The sequence below is a fragment of the Denitromonas iodatirespirans genome, from assembly GCF_018524365.1.
Lineage (GTDB): Bacteria > Pseudomonadota > Gammaproteobacteria > Burkholderiales > Rhodocyclaceae > Nitrogeniibacter > Nitrogeniibacter iodatirespirans.
Map to the genome: position 1 here is coordinate 1 of NZ_JAEKFT010000154.1, position 330 is coordinate 330.

Here is a 330-nt window from a genome sequence, read left to right on the forward strand (position 1 = left end):
TGCCGTCGGTGTGGCCGTTGATGGTGATGGTCAGCGTGGCGGTGGTGCTGGTGCCGTCGCCGTCGGTGAGCGTGTAGGTGTAGCTGTCGGTGAGGGTTTCGCCGTCGTTCAGGGCGTTGACCGCGGCGTTGGTGTTGTCGAGGGTGTAGGTGTAGCTGCCGTCGCTGTTGAGCACCAGGCTGCCGTAGGTGAGCGTCGGGCTGGCGGCGGTGATCGGGGTGGCGTTGGTGTCGGCACCGACGGTGTCGTTGGTGAGCACAGAGCCGGACACGGTGTTGACACCGTCTTCGGCGATCACGTTGGTGTCACCCACGGCCACCGGCACGGAGT

1 protein-coding gene is annotated in these 330 nt (G+C 66.1%); it reads right to left on the reverse strand.

Features of this window, described 5'->3' with window-relative positions:
- A partial coding sequence (locus tag I8J34_RS25355) for a cadherin-like domain-containing protein (RefSeq protein WP_214364211.1) occupies positions 1-330 on the reverse strand: 330 nt, incomplete at both ends.